This is a genomic window from Streptomyces sp. MAR4 CNX-425 (assembly GCF_048656465.1).
Classification (GTDB): domain Bacteria; phylum Actinomycetota; class Actinomycetes; order Streptomycetales; family Streptomycetaceae; genus Streptomyces.
Map to the genome: position 1 here is coordinate 194,537 of NZ_JBMDLF010000012.1, position 19,159 is coordinate 213,695.

The following is a 19,159-nucleotide window of genomic DNA, read 5'->3' on the forward strand; positions in this document are numbered from 1 at the left end:
GCGGGCCCCTCGCGCGAGGCGTGTAGAAAGCGCTTGCTGACGGTGCCCTGTCAAAGTAAGCCCTTACTAACGGGTGGTCAACGGTCGTGCGCGGACCGGGAGGTGACGGCCTGTCCGGGCGGGCCGGCGGGGGCGGACGGCGCCCGGCCCGGTGCGCAGCACCTCAACGCGCGCCCGGCGCACCACCCCCTCGTCGCCCGCGCCGCGAATTCAAGATCTCGTAGCCGGGTATTCTCACGGGATGGGCGAGGACCTGAGCGCGGCGGCGGCCAAGGGCTGGGCGGTGCGCTGGGAGCTTCAGCGCGAGCGGCGGGAAACGGGCCGCGAGGAGCGGTTCACCGTCGTCGGCGACCTGCTGGAGCGGGTCACCGCCGGCCACGACCGCGCCGCCGTCCTCGACCTCGGCTGCGGTACGGGCTCGCTGGCCGCCCGGCTCCAGCGCCGGATGCCCGCCCTCGACGTCGTCGCCGTGGACGCGGACCCCGTGCTGCTCGGCCTCGGCCGCCGGCTGCACGGCACCCGGGTGCGCTTCGTCGACACGGTCGTCGGCGGCCTCGGCTGGGCGGACGACCTCGACCTGGGACGCCCCCTCGACGCCGCGGTGTCGGCGTCCATGCTGCACCGCCTGCCCGAGCGCGTCCTGCTGGAGGTCTACGGCCGGCTGCACACCCTGCTCCGCCCCGGCGGGCTGCTCGTCAACGCCGGCCGGCTGCCCCACGAGGACGGGGCCGTCGCCGGGCTGGCCGGCGAGGTCGGCCGGCGGCAGGCCGAGCGGCGGCGGGCACCGGGCGGCGAGGACGCGTCGTCCTGGTGGGCCGAGGCGGCCGAAGCGCCGGAGCTGGCCCGGCTCTTCGCCGAGCGGCGGCGCCGCGGCCCGCCGCCCGGCGAAGAGAACGGGCTGAGCCTGGCGCGCCACGTGGACCTGCTGGAGAAGGCGGGCTTCGCGTCGGTGGGCACGGTGTGGCAGTTCGGAGACAACTGCGTGCTGGTGGCGGTCCGCGGGGGCTAGCGGCGGCCGCGCCGCACGGTCTGCGCGGGCCGCGGGGCCGTCACTGTCAGCGCGGTCTGTGCGGTCGGCTGCCGGGCGGAGTCAGTAGGGCAGGGGCCGGCCGGAGGGGGTGCGCAGATCCAGGGGGCGGGCGGTGCCGCGCGGCCGGCGGATGCGTACGCTCATGCGCCTCATCGCGGCGCCTCAGGCGGCGGTGGCCAGCAGGCCGGCGCGCACCTCGCGCCGGGGCGCGACCACGGCGCCCGTCGGCAGCAGCTCACCGGTGTCGTCGAAGACGATCGTGCCGTTGCACAGCAGGCTCCAGCCCTGCTCGGGGTGGAAGGCCACGGTCTGGGCGGCGTCGCGGTCAGGGCGGTCGGCGGCGGGGCACGCGGGCCGGTGGGAGCACATCGGACACCTCTCGGTCGAAAGGCGGCGGCCCCTGCCGGGCCGCCGGTGGCGGTGTGGTGCCGTCTGGTAGGTGAGACCGGGCGGGCGCCGGAAACTCATCGCCCATCTTCAGGTAAGCACCGCGGAGTTGAGTCCCGGTTCGCGCGCGGTCACGGTCGTGTCTCAGCCTTTGCGGGAGCCGCTTCCCGTTCGGTGGCGACGGCGCCGGCGGAGACGAGCGTCGCGGTGGCGAGGCCGCCCCAGAGGGCGGCCGGGCCGAGGGGCGCGAGGGCGGTGATGACCGCCGGGGAGACGGCGAGGCCGAAGCCCGTGGAGAGCTGGAAGCGGGCGAGGGCGCGTCCCAGGACATGCGCCGGGGCGAGGGCGGTGACGAGCGCCGTGGCGCTGCCCGCGTAGATGATCTCGCCGAGGGTGCAGACCACGGAGACCGCGGCGACGGCCGGGGCGGCCCAGCCGGGCCCCAGGGAGGTGGCGGCGAGGAAGCCGAGGTAGGACGCGGTGAGCACCATGCCGGCGGCCGTCAGCACGGTCCGGCGGGGGAAGCGGGACAGCAGGACGGTGACCGGCACCTGGAGGGTCACCACCAGTACGGTGTTGGCCGCGAAGATCGCCCCCGTCCACACCGGGGAGGCGTCCAGCTGCGTCACCAGCACGAGCGGTAGGGCGACCTCGGGGACGTTGAGGCAGAAGACGTAGATCACATTGGCGGCGAGGAGCGTACGCATCCGGGGCGCGGGCTGCTCGTCCCCGTCCCCGGCCCCGGCCGGCCGCGCGCACACCCGGACGGACCACGCCAGGGCCGCCGCGGCGAGGTAGGCGAGCCCGGTGACCACGGCCAGCACCCGCAGTGCGGTGGTGCCGCCCGCCAGGCACACGGTGGCGAGGAGACCGCCGGCGCCCAGGCCGGCGTTGCGCAGGGCGCGGCCGCCGGCGAGGGCGGCGTCGCGTGCGCGGCCGTGGGCGACGGTGGCCACGAGGGCCGCGTGGGTGGCCGGCCAGGCCTGGTTGCCGATGCCGAGGAAGAGCGTGGCGGCGGCGAACAGCCAGACCTGCCCCGCCGGGGCGGCCAGCAGCAGCGCCACGCCCAGGACCCGTACCAGCATCGACGCCGCCACGGCGGTGCTCCGCGCGCCCCGGTCCAGCCACCGGCCGACCGCGGGCATGCACACCAGGCCCGCGACCGCGCCGGCCGTCATGGCGACGCCGGTGACCGGCGCGGACAACCCCAGCACGGACACCCCGTAGAGGAGGAGGAAGGGCCGCAGCAGGCCGGTGCCGAGCGCGTCCACGACCAGGGCGACCGCATAGCGCGGGCCCCCGGAGGCCCGGACGAGGGCGCGCGGCCGGATCTTGGTGGTTGCCATGGCACCCACGCTGCGCCCGGCCGCCGGGACGGCCGCGCCGCTTGACGGACCCCGTCAACGGACGCCGCCCCGGCCGTCCGGCCAGCCATGATGGGGGGATGACGCTGAGGATCGACATCGGCGGTCCGTCCCCGGGGCGGCTGCGGTTCGCTGCCTCCCCGCTGGCCGAGCTGACCGCGATGCTGCACGTGCTGGCCGACCCCGCGCACCACCCGCAGCTCGTCGGCTGGGCCGGGGACGTCTGGGCGGGGCTCCGGCCGGAGCTGGCCGAGCGGCTCAGGGAGGCGGAGTTCCTCTGGCGTTCCTCACGGGCCGACTTCCTGGTCCCCGCCCGGCCCCGGCCCACCCTCGCCGAGGAGCTGGACGACGTGGACCGGATCGACGACGAGACCTATGTGGCCGCCGCGCTCGTCACCACGTGCGGCAGCAACCGGGTCCACTTCGGCGCGCCGTCGCCGCTCGCCGACGCGACGGCCCGCGCACAGGCCCTGGACCTGGCGCAGGCCCGCGGCGCGCTCCAGGAGGCGTTCGCGGAACGGCTGCTCGCGGACCCGGCCGCCGTACGGGCGCGGGTGCGGCACACCCTCGAACAGTGCGCCGAGGCGTTCTTCGACGCCGCCTGGGCGGGCGTCGCCGTGCAACTCGCCGCCGACCTGCGCCTGAAGAACGACCTGCTGAAGCACCGGGGCGCCGGGGCGGCACTCGCCTCGGTCTCCGGCGCCGTCACCCTGGCGCCGGACGGCGACCGCATCGTCGTGGACAAGCTGCAGGACCGTGTAGCGGACGCCCGCGGCACCGGAGTGACCCTCCTGCCCAGCGTCTTCGGCCGCCCGCACCTGGTGGCGGTGCACGCGCCCGGGTGGCGGCCGGTGCTGCAGTACCCGGTGGCCGAGGCCGCGCCGCCGGAGCCGGTGTCGCTGGAGACGGTCACCCTGCGGCTGGAGGCGCTCGCGCACCCCGTACGGCTGCGGCTGCTGCGCACGCTGTCCCGCGGGCCGCACACCAACGGGGAACTGGCCCACGCCTGGGAACTCTCACCCCCGGAGGTCTCCCGCCACCTCGCCGTCCTGCGCCGCGCGGGCCTGCTCACCACCCGGCGGCACGGCCGCTACGTCCGTTACACCCTCAACCTGCCCGATCTGACGGCGCTGGGGGACGACCTGGTGGCGGCCGTCCTGCGCTGAGCAGCTCCGGTCCGCCCCGCCCCGGGCGGCCCCCGCCCGCCCGTCGCAACGGACCGGGGCCCGGTGGCGCGCACGCCACCGGGCCCCGGTCGTCGTCGTACGGAACGAGCCTCAGCGCACCCCGGTGGGCTGCGGCTCCCGCTCCTCGCCGGCCGTCGGCGGCGGCACGGGGGCCGCGGCGAGCTGCCGGTACAGCTTCTCGCCCTCGACGTCGACGTTCGGCAGGATCCGGTCCAGCCACTTCGGCAGCCACCAGGCGGACTTGCCGATCAGGGCGAGCACCGCCGGGACGATGGTCATCCGGACCAGGAAGGCGTCGAAGAGGACCGCCACCGCCAGGCCGAAGCCCATCATCTTGATCATGGAGTCGCCCGCGCCGATGAAGCCGGCGAAGACGCTGATCATGATGACCGCGGCCGCGGTGACCACCCGGGCGCCGTAGCGGAAGCCGGTGACCACGGCGTCGCCGGCCGACTCCCCGTGCACGTACGCCTCGCGCATCCGGCTGACGAGGAAGACCTCGTAGTCCATCGCCAGGCCGAAGACCACGCCGATCAGGAAGATCGGCATCATCGACATGATCGGACCGGTCTCCTCGACCCCGATGACCCCGGCCAGCCAGCCCCACTGGAACACCGCGACGACGGCGCCGAGCGCGGCCAGCACGGAGAACAGGAAGCCCAGCGCGGCCTTCAGCGGCACCAGCAGGGAGCGGAACACCAGCATCAGCAGGACGAACGCGAGGCCGACCACCAGCGCCAGATACGGCACCAGCGCGTCGTCGAGCACCTGCGAGAAGTCGATGTTCACGGCCGTGCTGCCGGTGAGGTACAGCTCCGCGCCGGTGTCGTCCTGCAGCCCCGACGCCAGGCCGCGGATCTCCTTGACCACCTTCTCGGTGTCGGTGTCGCTCGGACCGGTGGACGGGGTGACCATGACGGTCGCGGTGTCCCCGGCCTCGTTGAACGCCGCGGGGGTGACGGAGACGACGCCGTCCACGTCGGACATCTGCGCGATGGCCTCGTCGGCGGCCTGCTGCGGGTTCTCCGCCTCGGTGGCGTCGATGACGCCGGTGACCGGGCCGTTGAAGCCCGGGCCGAACGCCTCGGACAGCATGTCGTACGCCTTGCGCTGCGTGGTGTCCGTCGGCTGGCTGCCCTCGTCCGGCAGGCCCAGCTCCATGCTCGCCACCGGCGCGGCCAGCGCGCCGAGCCCGATGATGGCGGCGCCCAGCACCAGGACGGGGCGCTTCAGCACGGCACGGGACCAGCGGGTGCCCATGTTCGGCTTGGCGTCGTTGGCGGACGCCGGCGGGGCGCCGGTCTCCGGGTTGGCGGTGCGCACCTTCTTGCCGTAGATCCGCTTGCCCACGATGCCGAGCGCGGCCGGGACCAGGGTGAGCGCGATGAGCACCGCGATCGCGACCGTGCCGGCCGCGGCCAGGCCCATCTTCGTCAGGATCGGGATGTTGACGACCGCCAGGCCGGCCAGCGCGATGATCACGGTGAGGCCGGCGAAGACCACCGCGGAACCGGCGGTGCCCACGGCGCGGCCCGCCGCCTCCTCGCGTGGATGGCCCTCGGACAGCTCCGCCCGGTAGCGGGAGGCGATGAAGAGGGCGTAGTCGATGCCGACCGCGAGGCCGATCATCATCGCCAGCGTGGAGGTGGTGGCGGACAGGTCGAGCACGGTCGCCAACGCGGTGATCGTGGAGATGCCGATGCCGACGCCGATGAGCGCGGTGATGATCGGCAGCCCGGCCGCGACCAGCGACCCGAAGGTGATCACGAGGACGACGAGCGCGATGCCGACACCGATGATCTCGCCGTTGCCCATGTGGGGCTCGACCATCAGCGCGTCACCGCCGGCCTGGACGGTCAGCCCGTCCTTGCGGTCCTTGTCCGCGACGTCGGTGATGGCCTCGCGGGTCTCGTCCTCGATCTCCATGGCCGTGACCTTGTAGTCGACGACCGCGTAGGCGGTGGACCCGTCCTCGCTGACACCCGCGTTGTCGGCGAAGGGGTCCGAGATCTTCTCCACCTGCTTGCCGGCGATCCCGTCGAGCACGCCGTCGACGGCCTCGCGGTTGTCGGTGGCGGTGATCTGCTGGCCGTCGGGTGCCTCGAAGACGATACGGGCGGTCGCGCCGTCGGCGGACTGCCCCGGGAAGCGCTCCTCAAGGAGGTCGAACGCCTGCTGTGCCTCGGTGCCGGGCAGCGCGAAGTCGTCCTCGGGCGGGGTGCCCGCAGTCGACGCGCCGAACCCGGCGAGGCCGAAGAGCAGCAGCCATATCAGCGCCGTCAGGCGGCGCCGCCGGAAGGCAAGCCGGCCGAGTTTGTATAGGTAGGTGGCCACGAGCAGGTGTCTCCTGATCTCGACGGTGGGTTGTGTGGAACCAGCCCGACGACGAGAGCGGCGTGCGCCAGGTGGAGCTGTGTTCGGTTGTGGTAGCGGCCGGCAGGTCAGTGCAGACGCAGGGCGGGGAGGATCACTGCGTCGACGAATCGGACGAGGTAGTCGCGGCTGACCGGGGCGTTGTCGATGAGCGGCCGGGCCAGTACGGCGCCCAGCATCATGTGTGGGACGAACTCCGCGCCGGCCACCCCCGCGACCAGCTCACCGCGCCCGACGGCGCGGTCGATCAGGTCGTGGAAGGCTGCCAGTTCCGGCTCGACCAGCAGCTGCCACATGGCCTGCTGCAGCTCCTCGTTCGACTGCTGGGCGAAGCACACCGCGCGAAGGAGGGCTGTGTCCTTCTCCGCGCTCTGGCAGGCGCCCTCGGCGAACTGCACGAGATCCCCGCGCAGCGTGCCGGTGTCGATTCCGGCCGTCCTCACCGGCTTGCTGTGCCGGAGCGCCGTGGCGACCAACTGCGGCTTGGAGTGCCACTGGCGGTAGAGGGTGGCCTTGCTCGACCGCGTACGAGCCGCGACCGCGTCCATGGTGAGGGCCTCGTACCCGACCTCGCGCAGGTGGTCGAGCACGGCTTCGAACAGCTCGTGCTCGCGCTCGGCGCTGAGCCGGCTCCGGCGCCCGGCGGTGCTGGTGTCCTGCACGACCATCCGGGCCCCCTCCCCAGTCTGCGGAACGAAACGGTTTCGTACACCGAGAAAAATGATAGCGGCTGTCAGAACGCGTTCGCGCCAAGAGGGGTGTGTATTGCGTCACTCCGTGAGAACCACCCACACCGGGCCCCGCGCGAAGGGTATCCGCGCGCCGTCCGGGCCGGTGAACTCCGTGCCGTCGCCGGCCGATCCGCGCTCCCAGCGCGCCGGGTACGACCTGCCGCCGCGCAGCACCTCCGCCTTCCCCTTGCCGACGGTCTCGGTGAAGGGGGTGACGTTGCCCAGGGAGTCGCCGAGGGTGGAGTCGCGGATCCGCACGTGCTGGACCACGACGGTCGCCGCCGACAGCCGTCCGCCCGCCGCGGTGGCGGCCGGGCTGCCGTCGAACGAGATCAGCCAGCGCTCCCGGCCCGCGTCCCAGGTGAAGCCGAAGCTCGCGGCCGGATAGCGCACGGTGCGCGCGGCGGTGGCCCTGCCGCCCTCCGGTGCCGCGCCGAAGCGGAAGCCGATGTCCGGCGCCGGGTCCGCGTCGGGCGCGGCGGCCAGCGCCTTGCCCGGCCGCAGGAAGAGGTTGTGCGGCGGGGGCTTCGCGGAGCCGCGCAGGTACGCGCCGGCCGCCTCGGCCGGCGGCACGGGGAACAGGGGCGCGTCGTCGATGGCCGGGAGCAGCCGGGACTGCGCGCCGGAGAAGGCGAACGCGGGCCGGCCGAACTGCTCCAGCAGCCGCAGGTCCGACTCGCGGGCGCTGCGCACCGGCCCGACGCGCGCCGGCGTGCGGGTGGAATAGACCGCGAGCAGCCGGCTGAGGCCGCCCTCCACCCGTTCGACGTACACGATGTCCGCCTGCTCCAGCCCCGTCTGCGGGCGGGCGGGCGCGGCGTTGTCGACCTTCACGCCGAGCACCGGTCCGCCGCGCCCCGCCATCCCGGTGAACGGCGAGACGTCCTTCGTGCCCTCCTCCGTGCCCTCCCCGGGTTTCCGCGGCTCCTCCGCGTCGTCGGTGCAGCCGCCCGCGAGCAGCGCCGGCAGCAGCAGGAGTGCGGCCGGCAGGGCCGCCGGCACACGCAGGAGGCGGGATATGCGGCTGGCGCCCATGGCGCTCCCTTCGGGGTGAAATGCCCGCTATAAGGGTCTGTGATCTGATTCTAAGATCGGCGGACGGGACGGGATAACGGCAGGCGTACGCCGCTTCGACTCGTTACCCTGTGGAAACGGACAACCCCGCCCAAGGGGAAGGACCGACACCCTCGGACCGTCCGCGAGCACAGCCGGCGCCACCGCGTCCGAACTGCCCATCCGTACAGCCCGGGGTGTCCGCCGACACCCGCCCGCCCGGGCAGGGCTGACCAGTTCACATGACCCGGAGGAGTGCACGGTGACCACAGAAGCCGCAGCAGAACAGCACACACAGCCCGCCGCCCCGCGGACGCCCGCGCGCCCGGACACCGCCGCGGAGCCGCTGACCAGCCTGGACGTGTGGGCGCGCTCGGCCCCGATCCGGCTCGCCGGATACGAGGACGACCCGGCCGACACCGCCGAGCTGCACATCCTGCGCGGCATCGACTGACCCGCCGGCCGGGCGCGCCCGGGCGCCCGCACGCCACGGCGGGCTAGCCCACGAACGTACGGACCGCCGCCTTCAGGTCGGCCAGCCCCTTCTTGGCGTCGGTGAAGAACATCCCGGTGTTCTCCGCGGTGTAGAGCTCGTTGTCGATGCCCGCGTACCCGTGGCCCATCGACCGCTTGATCACCACCACGTTCTTGGCCCGGTCCACATCCAGGATCGGCATGCCCGAGATCGCGTTGCCCGGCCGCCGCGCGGCCGGGTTCGTGACGTCGTTGGCGCCGATCACCAGCGCCACGTCCGCCTGCGGGAACTCGGGGTTCGCCTCCTCCATCTCCTTCAGCTGCGGATACGGCACGTTGGCCTCGGCCAGCAGCACGTTCATGTGCCCCGGCATCCGGCCGGCGACCGGGTGGATCGCGTACGTGACCGCCACCCCGTGCTCCTGGAGCAGGTCCGCCAGCTCGCCCAGCTCGTGCTGCGCCTGCGCGGCGGCCAGCCCGTACCCCGGCACGATGACGACCTTGCCCGCGTACGCGAGCTGGATCGCCACGTCGTCCGCGGAGACCGGACGGACGTGCACGTCCCCGTCCCCGCCCGGCGCCGCCGCGTCGTCGCCAGTGCCGAAGCCGCCCACGATGATGGCCGGAATCGACCGGTTCATGGCGTCGGCCATCAGCTTGGTGAGGATCGTGCCGGAGGCGCCGACCAGTGCGCCGGCGATGATCAGCGCGGGCTCGTTCAGCACGAACCCGGCCATGCCCACCGCCGTGCCGGTGAAGGCGTTGAGCAGCGAGATGACCACCGGCATGTCCGCGCCGCCGATCGGCAGCACCATCGTCACGCCGAACGCCAGCCCCGCCAGGGTCAGCAGCGACAGCGCCGCGACGCTGCCCGGGTCCACGACCAGCCAGACGGCCGAACCGGCGAAGACGACCGCGAGCCCGGCGTTCAGCGCCCGGGTGCCCGGCAGCACGATCGGCCTGCCGGGGATCAGACCTTGCAGCTTCCCGGCGGCGACCAGCGAGCCGGAGAAGGTGATGGCGCCGATGAGGATGTCGATGCCGCCGGGCACGGTGGTGCGCGCGCCGAGGTCCTCCGGGTGCGCGTGCTGCAACAGCTCGACGATGGCCAGCAGGGCGGCGGCCCCGCCGCCGACCGCGTTGAAGAGGCTCACCAGCTGCGGCATCGCGGTCATCTCGACGGTACGGGCCAGATACAGCCCGGCGCCGGAGCCGACGATCACCGCGGAGAGCAGCACCAGCCAGCCGGTGGCGGTGATGTCGCCGCGCTCCGCGAGCAGCACCGCGGTCGCCGCGATCGCGACGGCCATGGCCGCGGCCGAGAGCGTGTTGCCGCGGCGGGCGGTGGCGGGGGAGTTCATCAGCCGCAGGCCCAGCACGAAACAGGCGGCGGCGGCCAGCAGGACGTACCGTACGGCGGTCTCCAGATCGCTCACTTCGCGGCACCCCCCTGGGCGCCGGCCCCGTCGCGCGCGCGGCCCGGCGCCGGGCGGGCGCGGAACATGTGCAGCATCCGGTCGGTGACGACGTACCCGCCGACGACGTTCATCGCGCCGAACGCGACGGCCACGAAGGCCAGCGCGTACTCCAGCGGGTCGTCGGCCAGGGACGTCACCAGCATCGCGCCGATCAGCACGATCCCGTGGATGGAGTTGGCGCCGGACATCAGCGGCGTGTGCAGCGTCGCCGGCACCTTGCTGATCACTTCGAAGCCGACCAGCACGCTCAGCACGAAGATCGTGACGGCGGTGAGCAGATCGAGGTTCACCGGTTCTCTCCGTTCTGCGGGGCGACGGCGGGGCTGACGACCTCGCCGCCGTGCGCGACGACCACGCCGGCCTGGATCTCGTCGTCGAGGTCGATGCGCACCGCCTCGTCGGCCACCAGGTGCGCCAGCAGCGCGCTGAGGTTGCGGGCGTACGCGGTGGACGCGGCCGTCGCCATCACCGACGGCAGGTTGCCCGCGCCGATCAGCGTCACGCCGCCGGCCAGCACCGCGGTCTTGTCCGGCTCGGACAGCTCCACGTTGCCGCCGAGCTCGCTGGCCGCCATGTCCACCACCACCGAGCCGGGGCGCATCCGCTCCAGCGCCTCGGCCGTGACCATCAGCGGCGGCTTGCGGCCCGGCACCCGGGCGGTGGTGATCACCACGTCGAAGCGGGGCACGGCCGCCGTCAGCGCGTCGAGCTGCGCCCGCTGCTCCTCCTCGGTGAGCACGCGCGCGTAGCCGCCCTCGCCCGCGGCCGAGGCGACGCCCTCCAGCTCCAGGAACTTCGCGCCCAGCGACTCGATCTCGCCCTGGGCGGCGGGCCGTACGTCGTAGGCCGTGACGACCGAGCCCAGCCGGCGGGCGGTGGCGATGGCCTGGAGCCCGGCCACACCCGCGCCGAGCACGAGAACGGCGGCGGGCTTCGAGGTGCCCGCCGCCGTCGTCAGCATGGGGAAGTACCGGTCGTAGGCGTCGGCGGCGAGCAGCACCGCCTTGTATCCCGCGACGTTGGCCTGGGAGGTCAGCGCGTCCATCGTCTGGGCCCGGCTGAGCGTACGGGGCAGCAGGTCGAGGCTGACGACGGTCACCCCCCGGGCGGCCAGCTCGCCGATCAGGGGGGCCTGGCGCAGCGGGTCGAGCATGCCGACGAGGGTCTGGCCGGAGCGCAGCGCGGCGGCGGTCTCGCGGTCGGGCGGTGCGACGCAGAGCACGACGTCGGCGCGGCGGATCAGCTCGTCGACGCCGACGACCTCGGCCTCGGCGGCCGTGTAGTCGGCGTCGGTGAACCAGGCGCTCGCGCCCGCGCCGGTCTCGACGAGGACGTCGACACCCGACCGGCGCACGCGGGTGACGACTTCGGGGGTGAGGGCGACGCGGCGCTCGTCGGGCGCGCGCTCCCGCAGGACCCCCGCGGTGACGGCTTGGGCTCCCATGCTTCTCGCTCCCTCTCGGGCGAATGGCGGGCGACCATCAGGGTGCTTGCCCGCGGTGCGCGGTGGGGACACCTCGGGCGGTGGACGGTGCGGTGCGTGAGGGTGCTGGGCGGTGCGTGCTGCGGTGCGGTGGCGGGACGGCGAAGGCTATCGGAAAACCGCCCCGCGGGGACCGTCCGGTACGGACGGGCCCGAGGGGGCGGAGGTGCCGGTGGTGACGGGGAGACGGTCCAGACTCTCACCGTCCGCGAGCCTGCGCACGAGTGCCTGGAAGTTGGGGCAGCGGGTGAAGTCGTGCGCGTCGCACTCCAGCGCGTGGTCGATCATCGCCTTCGACCGCTCGATCTCCTCGATCCGCCGCCGCAGGTCCTCCCGGTGCCGCTCCAGCAGCGTGTGCCGGTCGCCGGGGCCGGACGCGGCGAACAGCTCGCGCAGCTGCTCCAGGCTGAGCCCGCCCCGCTTGCCGCCGATGATCATCGCGACCCGGGAGACGTGGTCCGCGGTGTAGCGCCGGCGGCCGTTCACCCGTTCGGCGGGCGTGAGCAGGCCCATGGCCTCCCAGTGCCGCAGCACGTGGGTGGCGAGGTGGAAGCGGCCGGCCAGCTCGCCGATCGTCATCGACTCCCTTGACTTCATGTTGACATTAACCTGCACAGTGATCGCGGAGTCAAGGGAGGACACCCATGTACGACGTGATCATCGTGGGCGGCGGGCCCGCCGGGCTGGCCGCCGCGCTCACCCTGGGGCGGTCGCGGCGCCGCACCCTCGTGCTCGACGCCGGCGAGGGACGCAACGCGCCCGCCGCCGCCGTGCACAACTTCCTCACCCGGGACGGCACGCCGCCCGCGGAGCTGCGCCGCCTCGCCCACAGGGAACTCGCCGCCTACCCCGGGGTCGAGCTGCGGCACGCGGCGGCGGCCGACGTGACGCGCACCGGCGACGGGGCGTTCACGGTGGCCCAGGCGGACGGCGGGACCGCCGGGGCCCGCCGGCTGCTGCTGGCCACCGGCGTGGTCGACGAGCTGCCCGACGTCCCCGGGCTCGCCCCGCTGTGGGGCAGGTCGGCGCTGCACTGCCCGTACTGCCACGGCTTCGAGGTCTCCGGCCGCCGGGTCGCCGTGCTCGGCGCCGGGCCCGGGCACGTGCGCCTCGCGCTGCACCTGCTGCACTTCACCGCCGACGTGGCCCTCCTCACCGGCGCCGCGCCGCTGGCCGCCGGGCACCGCGACCTGCTCGCCGCGCACGGCGTCGCGGTGCGCGCCGAGCCCGTCGCCCGGCTGGAGGGCGACGGCGGGCGGCTGGAGCGGATCCGCTTCGAGGGCGGCGCGCCGCTGGCCCGGGACGCGGTGTTCGTCGGCGGGACGCCGCGCGAACGCTCCGGGCTGCCGGAGAAGCTGGGCTGCGCGCCGCTGCCGGACACGCTGACGGAGGTGGACGAGTTCGGCCGTACCAGCGTGGCCGGGGTCTACGCCGCCGGGGACATGGCCCACCGCGCGACGCTCCCGACGCCCGTGGCGGCGGTCGCCGCCGCGGCCGCCGCGGGCACGGTCGCCGGCGCCGCGCTGGACCAGGACCTGCTGAGCGAGGAGTACGGGCTGCCGGGCCCGTTCCCGCGGCCGGCCGCCGCCCCCGCGGGGTAGCCCGGCGGGGCGTCCGATTCGTTCAAGACGCGCCCGGCCGCCGGTTCGTAGGGTCGGGGACATGACCGCACGATTCGACGCCATCGGAATGGTGACCGCCGACATGGCCGCCACCCTCGCCTTCTACCGCCTGCTCGGGCTGGACATCCCCGCCGACGCCGACGGCCGGCCGCACGTCGAGGTCTCCCTGCCGGGCGGGATGCGGATGCTGTGGGACACGGAGGAGACGGTCAGGTCCTTCGCGCCCGGCTTCCAGCCGCCGACCGGGGAGGGCCGGATCGGGCTCGCCTTCCGCTGCGACGGCCCGGCCGACGTGGACGCGACGTACGCGAAGCTCACCGGCGCGGGCTACGAGGGCGCGCTGGCGCCCTGGGACGCGGACTGGGGCCAGCGCTACGCGCAGGTGCACGACCCGGACGGCAACGGCGTGGACCTCTACGCGCCGCTGGGCTGACCGGGCCGGGACCGGCCCCCGGGGGACGGCTGCCGGGCCGGGGCGCCTACAGCAGGGCGGACAGCGGCACCCCGGCCAGCGCCCGCATCTCGCGCGCCAGGTGCGACTGGTCCGCGTACCCCGCCAGCGCCGCCGCCCCGGCCGGCGGCGTGCCCGCCCGGGCCAGCGCCAGCGCGCGGTTCATCCGCAGCACGCGGGCCAGCGTCTTCGGCCCGTACCCGAACACCGCCAGGCTGCGCCGGTGCAGCTGCCGCTCGCCGAGCCCCACCGCCCCGGCGACCTCGGCCACCGGCCGCCCCGCCGCCAGCGCCGCGACCACCGCGGGCACGTACGGCTCCGGCGGCGCCGCCTCCGCCAGCCGCGCCCGCGCGAGCGCCGTCAGCGCCGCCCCCGGGTCCGCCGCCGTCGCCACCCGCTCCGCCGCCAGCCGCGCCCGCCGCTCGCCCCACAGGTCCGCCAGCGGCACCCGCAGGTTCCGCAGCTCGTGCGCCGGCGCGCCCAGCACCGCCGGGCCCTGCCCGGGGGCGAAGCGCAGGCCGGTGTACGCGTCGCCGGCGGTGCCGGTGCCGACGTGCGCGCGGGTGTCGGGACCGGCGACGAGCAGCCCGTCCGGCGCGAGGATCAGGTCGGTGCCGCCGTCCGGCAGCACCCGGTACGGCCCCGGGCGGACGTCCCGGCGGCGCCAGAGGACCGCGCCGGTGAGCGGGCCGCCGGGCCGCACGGGCGTCTCCTCGTACATCCCTCCAGGATGCCGCAGACTGGAGAGCATGCCCGAGCTTCCCGAAGTCGAAGCGCTCAGCGGATTCCTCGCCGAGCACCTGGTCGGCCGGCATATCGCGCGGGTCCAGCCGGTCGCGATCAGCGTGCTCAAGACGTACGACCCGCCGCTGACCGCGCTGGAGGGCGCCGAGGTCACCGCCGTCGGCCGGCACGGCAAGTTCCTGGACATCACCGTCGCCGACGAGCTGCACCTGGTGATCCACCTGGCCCGGGCCGGCTGGCTCCGGTGGAAGGACGCGCTGCCGGCCGCCCCGCCGCGGCCGGGCAAGGGGCCGCTGGCGCTGCGGGTGCGGCTCGCCGAGCCGGAGGGCGCGGGCTTCGACCTCACCGAGGCGGGCACGCAGAAGCGCCTCGCGGTCTACTGCGTACGGGATCCGCGGGACGTGCCCGGCGTCGCCCGGCTGGGGCCCGACCCGCTGGCCGCGGCGTTCACGCCGGAGGCGTTCGCCGCGCTGCTGGCGGGGGAGCGGCGGCAGATCAAGGGCGTGCTGCGGGACCAGTCGACGATCGCGGGCATCGGCAACGCGTACTCGGACGAGATCCTGCACGTCGCGAAGCTCTCCCCGTACAAGCTCGCCGCGAACCTCACCGACGAGGAGACCGCCGTGCTCTACGCCGCGATCGGCGACACGCTGCGCGGGGCCGTCGAGCGCTCCCGCGGCGTGGCCGCCGGACGGCTGAAGGCCGAGAAGAAGAGCGGCCTGCGGGTGCACGGGCGGGCGGGGGAGAAGTGCCCCGTCTGCGGCGACACCATCCGCGAGGTGTCGTATCGGGATTCGGCCCTGCAGTACTGCCCCACCTGCCAGACCGGCGGCAAGCCGCTGGCCGACCGGAGGATGTCCCGGCTGCTGAAGTGACCGTCGCCCGGGCCGCGGCCCGGACGGCCCGTCAGGAACCGTCCGGCTCCTCCAGCCGGAAGCCCAGCTTCAGGCCCACCTGCCAGTGCGCGACCCGTCCGTTCTCCAGCTGCCCGCGCACCTGCGTGACCTCGAACCAGTCCAGGTTGCGCAGCGTCTGCGAGGCGCGGGCGACACCGTTGCGGACGGCGTCGTCGACGCCGTCGGGGGAGGAGCCGACGATCTCGGTGATGCGGTACGTGTGATGCGTCATGACCCCACCGTGCCGCAGACCCCGCGGGGGCGCGAGACGGGCGACCGGCCCCCGCCCGCGCCGCTACGGCACCTGCGCCACCTACGGCACCTGCGCCACCTACGGCACCACGGTCACCGGCCAGCGGCCCGCCTTGACCAGCCGGACGGCCACCGAGCCGACGAACCGGTGCCCCGCCTGCTCCGACGCGCCCACGATCACCGCGTCCGCCGTCAGCTCCTGCGCCGCCTGCACCAGCCCGGAGTACGCGTCGCCGTGCAGGGTGTGGAACTCCCAGCGCACGTCGAACATCCCGCGCAGCTGCTCCGCGGTCCGCCGGATCTCCGCCACCAGCTCCTCCGCGACCTCCTCGGTGGTGCCCGCGACCGGCGCGCCGAGGGCCGCCGCGGCGGCCAGCGTCGGCTGCACGTACACGAGCGCCAGCAGGGAGCCCTGCCGCCGGGCCAGACCGGCGGCGTAGGCGGCGGCGCGCCAGGACGTGTCCGAGCCGTCGACGCCCGCGAGGATCACCTTCGGGCCGTCCGTACCGCGCTCGAAGCCGGCCGAACCGCCCGCGGCCGGGCCGGTGGCCGGGTCCCCGCTCCGGTCGTCCGGCCGGTCCCCGGCCGCGTCTCCGGGCCCGTCTTCGAGGTTGCCCCCGGGGCTGACGTCGCTCACAACCGGGACGCTACCCGACGGGCCGGGCGGTGGGCACCGCCGGTGCGGTGCGCGTGGCCAAGGCGTACGGTTGACTGCGGATATGACGGAACCGAACCCGCCCGCAGCCGCACCCGCGGGCCTCAGGCTGGCGGAGCCCGCGGGCCGCTGGCTGCTGACCGCGGTGGTGATCGGCTCCGGCATCACCTTCCTCGACGCCACCGTCGTCAACGTCGCGCTGCCGGCCATCGGCGACGACCTCGACGCCTCCCTCGGCGGACTGCAGTGGACCGTCAACGGCTACACCCTCACCCTCGCCGCGTTCATCCTCCTCGGCGGCGCCCTCGGCGACCGCTACGGCCGCCGCCGGCTGTTCGTCGTCGGCACCGTGTGGTTCGCGCTGGCGTCCCTGCTGTGCGCGCTGGCGCCGAGCGTCGGCGTCCTCATCGCCGCCCGCACCCTGCAGGGCGTCGGCGGCGCGCTGCTGACCCCCGGCTCGCTCGCCCTCATCCAGTCCTCCTTCGCGCCCGGGGACCGGGCGCGCGCCATCGGCGTCTGGTCGGGCCTCGCCGGCATCGCCGGCGCCCTCGGGCCGCTGCTCGGCGGCTGGCTGGTGGAGGCGGCGAGCTGGCGGTGGGTGTTCGCCATCAACGTGCCGCTGGCCGCCGTCGTCGTGGCCCTCGCCGCCCGGCACGTGCCCGAGAGCCGCGACGAGTCGGCGAGCGGCCGGTTCGACTGGTCCGGCGCCGCGCTCGGCGCGCTGGGCCTGGCGGGCGTGACGTACGCGCTGATCGCCGCGCCGGAGGAGGGCGTGCCGGCGGCGGTGCTGGCCGGGAGCAGCGCGGCGGGGGTGGCGGCGCTGGCGGCGTTCGTCGTCGTCCAGCGGCGCAGCAGCCACCCGATGCTGGCCCCGGGGCTGTTCGGCTCCCGCCAGTTCACCGCGGCGAACCTGGTGACCTTCGTCGTCTACGCCGCCCTCGGCGGGGTGACCTTCTTCCTCGTGCTGGACCTGCAGATCGCCGCGGGCTACTCGCCGCTGGCCGCGGGCTCGGCGCTGCTGCCGGTGACGCTCATCATGCTGGCGCTGTCGGAGCGGTCCGGGAAGCTGTCGGAGCGCATCGGGCCGCGCATCCCCATGACGGTCGGCCCGGCGGTCTGCGCCGCCGGGCTGCTGCTGATGCTGCGCGTCGGCGGGCCGGGGGACGACGTGTCGTACGTACGGGACGTGCTGCCCGGCGTCGTGCTCTTCGGCCTCGGGCTGGCGACGACCGTCGCCCCGCTCACCGCCACCGTCCTCGGCGCCGCCGAGGACCGGCACTCCGGCATCGCCTCCGGCGTCAACAACGCGGTGGCCCGCGCCGCCGGCCTGCTCGCCGTCGCCGCGCTGCCGCTCGCCGCCGGGCTCTCCGGCGACGACTACCGCGACCCCGGGGCGTTCGGCGACGGCTTCCGCACCGCCCTGCTCATCTGCGCCGGGCTGCTCGCCGCCGGGGCGGCGCTGTCCTGGCTGACGATCCGCGCCGCCGGTCCCGCGGGGGAACAGCCGGAGCCGCCCTGCCACGTGCACTGCGCGGTGGCGGGCCCGCCGCTTCAGTCGCTGGTCGACGAGCCCGCCGCCGACGAACCCGGCGGGAAACCGGAGCGTTCCTAGGCGGGGCCGTAGACCAGGTGCAGCACGCCGGAGCCGAACGCCTTCGAGCTGAGCAGCTTCAGCGGGATCGTCGCGTCTCCCTCGTCGAAGAGCCGCTCGCCCCGGCGTACGGCGACCGGGTGCACCAGCAGGTGCAGTTCGTCGAGCAGCCCGTGCCGCAGGAGTTCGCGGATCACCGAGACGGAACCGCCGATGGAGACGTCGCCGCCGGGCTCGTTCTTCAGCGCGGTCACACCGCTGACCAGGTCGCCCGGCAGCTTCTCGGAGTTCCGCCAGGACAGGTCGACCTCGCCGCGGGAGACGACGATCTTGCGGGCGTCGCCGAGGATCTTCGCGAACCCCGCGTCCTCGTCGTCGGTCCCCTCCCGCTGCGGCCACGCCTCGGCGAAGCCCTCGTAGGTCTTGCGCCCGTAGAGCATGGTGTCGGACATCAGCCCGCCGACCGCCTCGCCCATCTCGTCGTCGAAGTAGGACATGTGCCACTCGTCCGGCGCCTCCACGACGCCGTCGAGGGAGATGAACAGGCTGGCAACGATCTTTCTCACGGTGTGCTCCAGGAGGCCGGGGGTGCGGATCTGCAGTCCGCCGAGACGTTAGCGGGCGCCCGGCGTCAGGTCTTGTAGAGAAGCGACAGCGGCTGCGCGGGCCGCGGGTCGCTCCGCAGCCGGCCGGCGGTCCGGCCGATGAAGCGGGTGAGCGCGTGGGCCAGGTGGGGCTCGTCGTAGTAGCCGAGGCGGTGGACGACGTCCTCGGCGGTCGCGCCGCCGAGGAGCAGGACCGCGGCGTGCCGCGCCCGTTCGATCTGCCGGGCGGCGCCGTGGGTGAACCCCGTCGCGGACCGGAAGCGCCGCTGCGCGGTGCGCGGGGAGACGTCCGGGGTGCCGCCGCGCATCACCTCGGCGACCAGCGGGTCGCGGACCAGCACGCCGGCGCGCACCAGCCGGTCCGCGAACGCCTCGGCGTCGTCGGGGCCGGGCACCGGCCAGTGCGAGCCCTTCAGCCAGAACGACCGGCGCGTCGCGTCGGGTATCTCCAGGCCGCCGTCGACCAGCCGGGGGACGGGCAGTTGCGTCAGCGCGGTGCCCAGGGCGAAGGTGATCCCGAAGAACGCGGCCTCCTCGGGCACCGGCGCCGTGCTCACCCGGGTCTCGGGGCCCGCGACCGCGGCGTGGAACCCGTCGCGCCCCTCCCAGAAGACCAGGTCCCAGCGGGTCGTCGCGACGGCCGTCATCCGGTCGACGCCCTCGCTGCGGCTGCGCCAGACGTACGAGACGTACGGCGAGTCCGACGCCCGCCCCTCGATCTCCAGACCCATCGCGCCCCCTGCGCTCACGGTTACGGGGTGCAGTCTGGCACGAGCCGCTGAC

21 protein-coding genes are annotated in these 19,159 nt (G+C 74.8%); 7 read left to right on the plus strand and 14 right to left on the minus strand.

Annotated features, from left to right (window positions below; translation table 11 throughout):
* Nucleotides 1-241: 241 nt before the first annotated feature.
* Nucleotides 242-1,009, plus strand: a complete 768-nt coding sequence (locus ACHZ99_RS28840) for a class I SAM-dependent methyltransferase (RefSeq protein ID WP_420307724.1) — start codon at nt 242-244, stop codon at nt 1,007-1,009.
* Nucleotides 1,010-1,192: 183 nt separating this feature from the next.
* Here ACHZ99_RS28840 and ACHZ99_RS28845 read toward each other — a convergent pair whose 3' ends face one another.
* The gene (locus ACHZ99_RS28845; RefSeq protein ID WP_420307725.1) at nt 1,193-1,399 is read right to left on the minus strand and encodes a DUF5999 family protein; all 207 of its coding nucleotides are present in this window, start codon (nt 1,397-1,399) and stop codon (nt 1,193-1,195) included.
* Between the two features lie 149 nt (nt 1,400-1,548).
* Nucleotides 1,549-2,763 carry an MFS transporter gene (locus ACHZ99_RS28850; RefSeq protein ID WP_420307726.1) on the minus strand — a complete coding sequence of 405 codons (1,215 nt, stop codon included), beginning with the start codon at nt 2,761-2,763 and terminating at the stop codon, nt 1,549-1,551.
* A gap of 98 nt (nt 2,764-2,861) precedes the next feature.
* On the opposite strand from ACHZ99_RS28850, the gene ACHZ99_RS28855 reads away from it, so the two are divergent.
* Nucleotides 2,862-3,947, plus strand: coding sequence for a DUF5937 family protein (locus ACHZ99_RS28855; RefSeq protein ID WP_420307727.1), 1,086 nt, complete (start codon nt 2,862-2,864; stop codon nt 3,945-3,947).
* A 111-nt stretch (nt 3,948-4,058) separates the two neighbouring features.
* Here the strand turns inward: ACHZ99_RS28855 and ACHZ99_RS28860 are convergent, their stop codons facing one another.
* The 3 genes from ACHZ99_RS28860 to ACHZ99_RS28870 all read right to left on the minus strand — a co-directional run bounded on the left by ACHZ99_RS28860 (nt 4,059) and on the right by ACHZ99_RS28870 (nt 8,107).
* The gene (locus ACHZ99_RS28860; protein ID WP_420307728.1) at nt 4,059-6,302 is read right to left on the minus strand and encodes an MMPL family transporter; all 2,244 of its coding nucleotides are present in this window, start codon (nt 6,300-6,302) and stop codon (nt 4,059-4,061) included.
* Nucleotides 6,303-6,409: 107 nt separating this feature from the next.
* Nucleotides 6,410-7,009 (minus strand): TetR/AcrR family transcriptional regulator, encoded by a 600-nt coding sequence (locus ACHZ99_RS28865; RefSeq protein WP_420307729.1) that lies wholly within the window; start codon nt 7,007-7,009, stop codon nt 6,410-6,412.
* A gap of 102 nt (nt 7,010-7,111) precedes the next feature.
* On the minus strand, nt 7,112-8,107 hold the full coding sequence (locus tag ACHZ99_RS28870) for a DUF3048 domain-containing protein (RefSeq protein WP_420307730.1): 996 nt from the start codon (nt 8,105-8,107) through the stop codon (nt 7,112-7,114).
* Between the two features lie 280 nt (nt 8,108-8,387).
* Between ACHZ99_RS28870 and ACHZ99_RS28875 the strand changes: the two genes are divergently transcribed.
* Complete coding sequence (locus tag ACHZ99_RS28875; protein WP_420307731.1) at nt 8,388-8,579, plus strand: hypothetical protein; 192 nt, start codon at nt 8,388-8,390, stop codon at nt 8,577-8,579.
* A 43-nt stretch (nt 8,580-8,622) separates the two neighbouring features.
* Here ACHZ99_RS28875 and ACHZ99_RS28880 read toward each other — a convergent pair whose 3' ends face one another.
* The 4 genes from ACHZ99_RS28880 to ACHZ99_RS28895 form a co-directional block, all read right to left on the minus strand.
* A complete protein-coding gene (locus tag ACHZ99_RS28880; protein ID WP_420307732.1) occupies nt 8,623-10,035 on the minus strand; it encodes an NAD(P)(+) transhydrogenase (Re/Si-specific) subunit beta in 1,413 nt (470 codons plus the stop codon).
* On the minus strand, nt 10,032-10,367 hold the full coding sequence (locus ACHZ99_RS28885) for an NAD(P) transhydrogenase subunit alpha (protein WP_420307733.1): 336 nt from the start codon (nt 10,365-10,367) through the stop codon (nt 10,032-10,034). The genes ACHZ99_RS28880 and ACHZ99_RS28885 overlap by 4 nt, the downstream gene beginning before the upstream one ends.
* The gene (locus tag ACHZ99_RS28890) at nt 10,364-11,521 is read right to left on the minus strand and encodes an NAD(P) transhydrogenase subunit alpha (RefSeq protein ID WP_420307734.1); all 1,158 of its coding nucleotides are present in this window, start codon (nt 11,519-11,521) and stop codon (nt 10,364-10,366) included. The genes ACHZ99_RS28885 and ACHZ99_RS28890 overlap by 4 nt, the downstream gene beginning before the upstream one ends.
* Before the next feature lie 147 nt (nt 11,522-11,668).
* Nucleotides 11,669-12,157, minus strand: a complete 489-nt coding sequence (locus ACHZ99_RS28895; RefSeq protein WP_420307735.1) for a MerR family transcriptional regulator — start codon at nt 12,155-12,157, stop codon at nt 11,669-11,671.
* Between the two features lie 47 nt (nt 12,158-12,204).
* Between ACHZ99_RS28895 and ACHZ99_RS28900 the strand changes: the two genes are divergently transcribed.
* Together ACHZ99_RS28900 and ACHZ99_RS28905 are read left to right on the plus strand one after the other, a co-directional pair.
* Nucleotides 12,205-13,161, plus strand: a complete 957-nt coding sequence (locus tag ACHZ99_RS28900) for an NAD(P)/FAD-dependent oxidoreductase (protein WP_420307736.1) — start codon at nt 12,205-12,207, stop codon at nt 13,159-13,161.
* 61 nt (nt 13,162-13,222) lie between these two features.
* A complete protein-coding gene (locus ACHZ99_RS28905; RefSeq protein ID WP_420307738.1) occupies nt 13,223-13,615 on the plus strand; it encodes a VOC family protein in 393 nt (130 codons plus the stop codon).
* Between the two features lie 46 nt (nt 13,616-13,661).
* Here ACHZ99_RS28905 and ACHZ99_RS28910 read toward each other — a convergent pair whose 3' ends face one another.
* Nucleotides 13,662-14,354 carry a helix-turn-helix domain-containing protein gene (locus tag ACHZ99_RS28910; protein ID WP_420307739.1) on the minus strand — a complete coding sequence of 231 codons (693 nt, stop codon included), beginning with the start codon at nt 14,352-14,354 and terminating at the stop codon, nt 13,662-13,664.
* A 28-nt stretch (nt 14,355-14,382) separates the two neighbouring features.
* On the opposite strand from ACHZ99_RS28910, the gene ACHZ99_RS28915 reads away from it, so the two are divergent.
* Nucleotides 14,383-15,252: an Fpg/Nei family DNA glycosylase gene (locus ACHZ99_RS28915; RefSeq protein WP_420307740.1), complete on the plus strand. Its 870-nt coding sequence runs from the start codon at nt 14,383-14,385 to the stop codon at nt 15,250-15,252.
* 31 nt (nt 15,253-15,283) lie between these two features.
* Here ACHZ99_RS28915 and ACHZ99_RS28920 read toward each other — a convergent pair whose 3' ends face one another.
* The gene (locus tag ACHZ99_RS28920; protein WP_420307741.1) at nt 15,284-15,505 is read right to left on the minus strand and encodes a dodecin; all 222 of its coding nucleotides are present in this window, start codon (nt 15,503-15,505) and stop codon (nt 15,284-15,286) included.
* Nucleotides 15,506-15,604: 99 nt separating this feature from the next.
* Nucleotides 15,605-16,015, minus strand: a complete 411-nt coding sequence (locus ACHZ99_RS28925; RefSeq protein WP_420307782.1) for a universal stress protein — start codon at nt 16,013-16,015, stop codon at nt 15,605-15,607.
* Nucleotides 16,016-16,244: 229 nt separating this feature from the next.
* On the opposite strand from ACHZ99_RS28925, the gene ACHZ99_RS28930 reads away from it, so the two are divergent.
* Complete coding sequence (locus ACHZ99_RS28930; protein WP_420307742.1) at nt 16,245-17,792, plus strand: MFS transporter; 1,548 nt, start codon at nt 16,245-16,247, stop codon at nt 17,790-17,792.
* On the opposite strand, the gene ACHZ99_RS28935 is transcribed toward ACHZ99_RS28930, so the two are convergent.
* Both ACHZ99_RS28935 and ACHZ99_RS28940 read right to left on the minus strand, forming a co-directional pair.
* Nucleotides 17,789-18,337, minus strand: a complete 549-nt coding sequence (locus ACHZ99_RS28935; protein ID WP_420307743.1) for a dihydrofolate reductase family protein — start codon at nt 18,335-18,337, stop codon at nt 17,789-17,791. The genes ACHZ99_RS28930 and ACHZ99_RS28935 overlap by 4 nt on opposite strands.
* A gap of 65 nt (nt 18,338-18,402) precedes the next feature.
* Nucleotides 18,403-19,107 (minus strand): helix-turn-helix domain-containing protein, encoded by a 705-nt coding sequence (locus ACHZ99_RS28940; protein WP_420307783.1) that lies wholly within the window; start codon nt 19,105-19,107, stop codon nt 18,403-18,405.
* Nucleotides 19,108-19,159: the final 52 nt, after the last annotated feature.

Coding starts and splice junctions, on each gene's coding strand:
- ACHZ99_RS28890 (WP_420307734.1), bottom strand. CDS start 11,521: ATGGGAGCCCAAGCCGTCACCGCGGGGGTCCTGCGGGAGCGCGCGCCC.
- ACHZ99_RS28870 (WP_420307730.1), bottom strand. CDS start 8,107: ATGGGCGCCAGCCGCATATCCCGCCTCCTGCGTGTGCCGGCGGCCCTG.
- ACHZ99_RS28855 (WP_420307727.1), top strand. CDS start 2,862: ATGACGCTGAGGATCGACATCGGCGGTCCGTCCCCGGGGCGGCTGCGG.
- ACHZ99_RS28940 (WP_420307783.1), bottom strand. CDS start 19,107: ATGGGTCTGGAGATCGAGGGGCGGGCGTCGGACTCGCCGTACGTCTCG.
- ACHZ99_RS28895 (WP_420307735.1), bottom strand. CDS start 12,157: ATGAAGTCAAGGGAGTCGATGACGATCGGCGAGCTGGCCGGCCGCTTC.
- ACHZ99_RS28840 (WP_420307724.1), top strand. CDS start 242: ATGGGCGAGGACCTGAGCGCGGCGGCGGCCAAGGGCTGGGCGGTGCGC.
- ACHZ99_RS28865 (WP_420307729.1), bottom strand. CDS start 7,009: ATGGTCGTGCAGGACACCAGCACCGCCGGGCGCCGGAGCCGGCTCAGC.
- ACHZ99_RS28910 (WP_420307739.1), bottom strand. CDS start 14,354: ATGTACGAGGAGACGCCCGTGCGGCCCGGCGGCCCGCTCACCGGCGCG.
- ACHZ99_RS28845 (WP_420307725.1), bottom strand. CDS start 1,399: ATGTGCTCCCACCGGCCCGCGTGCCCCGCCGCCGACCGCCCTGACCGC.
- ACHZ99_RS28850 (WP_420307726.1), bottom strand. CDS start 2,763: ATGGCAACCACCAAGATCCGGCCGCGCGCCCTCGTCCGGGCCTCCGGG.
- ACHZ99_RS28915 (WP_420307740.1), top strand. CDS start 14,383: ATGCCCGAGCTTCCCGAAGTCGAAGCGCTCAGCGGATTCCTCGCCGAG.
- ACHZ99_RS28905 (WP_420307738.1), top strand. CDS start 13,223: ATGACCGCACGATTCGACGCCATCGGAATGGTGACCGCCGACATGGCC.
- ACHZ99_RS28900 (WP_420307736.1), top strand. CDS start 12,205: ATGTACGACGTGATCATCGTGGGCGGCGGGCCCGCCGGGCTGGCCGCC.
- ACHZ99_RS28930 (WP_420307742.1), top strand. CDS start 16,245: ATGACGGAACCGAACCCGCCCGCAGCCGCACCCGCGGGCCTCAGGCTG.
- ACHZ99_RS28920 (WP_420307741.1), bottom strand. CDS start 15,505: ATGACGCATCACACGTACCGCATCACCGAGATCGTCGGCTCCTCCCCC.